Source organism: Candidatus Protofrankia californiensis (assembly GCF_900634765.1).
Lineage (GTDB): Bacteria > Actinomycetota > Actinomycetes > Frankiales > Frankiaceae > Protofrankia > Protofrankia californiensis.
Genome location: NZ_CAAAFT010000161.1, coordinates 1 through 1,559, shown reverse-complemented (window position 1 = coordinate 1,559; position 1,559 = coordinate 1). Strand labels below are relative to the sequence as shown.

The window sequence follows — 1,559 nt, the reverse complement described above, 5'->3', positions numbered from 1 at the left end:
GGGCGCCACAGCTCGCGCATGACCGCCTCGCACACGGCCAGGAGATCGGTCGCGTTCGCGTCGAGCGCCGCCCGTCCCACCGTGCGCCGCAGAAGCCCACCGATACTCCGCCCACGCCGGTTGGCGCTGTCACCAAACTGCCCGTTTCTGCTATCAAACTGACTGTTTCTGCCACCAGACCAGTCGGCGCCATCACCGAACCAGCTGGAAGCGTTACCAAGCTGTCCGGCACTGTCACCAGGCCAGTCGGCGCTGTTGCGGAAATGCGCGACACGGCGCGGCACACCGGCCATCCGGGCGATGCCGAACACGAGCCCGGTGGAATTCGACGCGTACGCATGGACGACCTGCGGACGCAGGCGGCGAAGCAGCAGGTAGAAGGCGAGCGGGAAGGCCGGGCCGAGCCGGCAGTAGTACACCTCGCCGCCGAGGGAGCGGATCTCGTCGTCGAGGGCGCCCCGCCGGCCGCTGAGCGAGCAGAACACCAGCCGGAACTCGTTCGGATCGAGCCGGCGCATCAATTCGACGGTGCGCAGCTCCGCACCACCCCGGTTCATCTCCCGGACAAGGTGCATCACCGTCTGCGGCTGCCTGCCGGGCGACCCGGACCGCTCGAGGTGTTCAGTCCCGATTTCCGGCCGTCCGGGATCACCGACCCGGCTCGCCGCGGGCAGGTCGACAAGGGGGTCCACAGAGGACAGGCCGGTCGTCATGGCTGCCGCACCGCCTCACCCGCGGCAGACCCGCCTACGGCGGACCCGACCACACGGACAGTGACCGTCGGGGATCTGTCCGCCCCGGCCACCTCGGTCGGACCACCCGCCTTGCCCACTGCTGCCTCCCGTCCCATGTCCGCCCCGGCCACCTCGGTCGGACCACCCGCCTTGCCCACTGCTGCCTCCCGTCCCATGTCCCCCCCGGCCACCTCGGTGGGACCGCCCACTCCGGTGGGACCGCCAGCTCCGATGCTGCTGTCCGGTAGCCACTGCAACGGTGCATCCGTCGCGACGACGACCCGCATGCCGCCTCCCTGCTCTCCCGCTGGCCTCCGGGTGTGCGAAACACGCGAAACAACCGCGATCGCGCACCCTTCGGCCAAGCAGTCCCCTTCGGGGTCTCCCACCTCGGGTCCCTCGCCTCGGAGCGGACCGGCGGCACGCACACCCACATTCACGTCCACAAGAAACTTAACCTACAGGAGTCGACATACTACCTTTGGTTACAGCCAAGAATGGGCTCCAATGGAGCACATATCAACGGGATCCCACGAATGTAGCAACGCTCTGACTCTCCGAAGCCGCCCTACCGCTCAGTCGCCAGACAGATGACAGATGAATGTTGGGTCTTGGATACGGTCCGTACCGCTGGATCATCCCGTTCACCCGCTGGCCGACGCCTGCCCACCGGTACCGCGGGCAAGATCCGCCCGCACCTGCGCGACCCGCTGATGGGAGATACCGAGCAATTCGGCGACGTCACGCACCGACAGCGAGTCAGATAGCCGCGCAACCGCCCCCTCAGATGTTCATGGTCTTGGTGGAGCGCCCACGGGCTGATTC

General features: G+C 67.6%; 2 protein-coding genes. Both read right to left on the bottom strand.

Going from position 1 to position 1,559, the window contains the following annotated elements; translation table 11 throughout:
• Window positions 1-713, bottom strand: a 713-nt coding sequence (locus DD1DGNOD_RS09260; RefSeq protein ID WP_346434298.1) for a glycosyltransferase, incomplete at its 3' end; no start/stop codon positions are given.
• The gene (locus DD1DGNOD_RS09255; protein WP_131769908.1) at window positions 710-1,021 is read right to left on the bottom strand and encodes a hypothetical protein; all 312 of its coding nucleotides are present in this window, start codon (window positions 1,019-1,021) and stop codon (window positions 710-712) included. The genes DD1DGNOD_RS09255 and DD1DGNOD_RS09260, both read right to left, overlap by 4 nt.
• Between the last annotated feature and the right edge of the window lie 538 nt (window positions 1,022-1,559).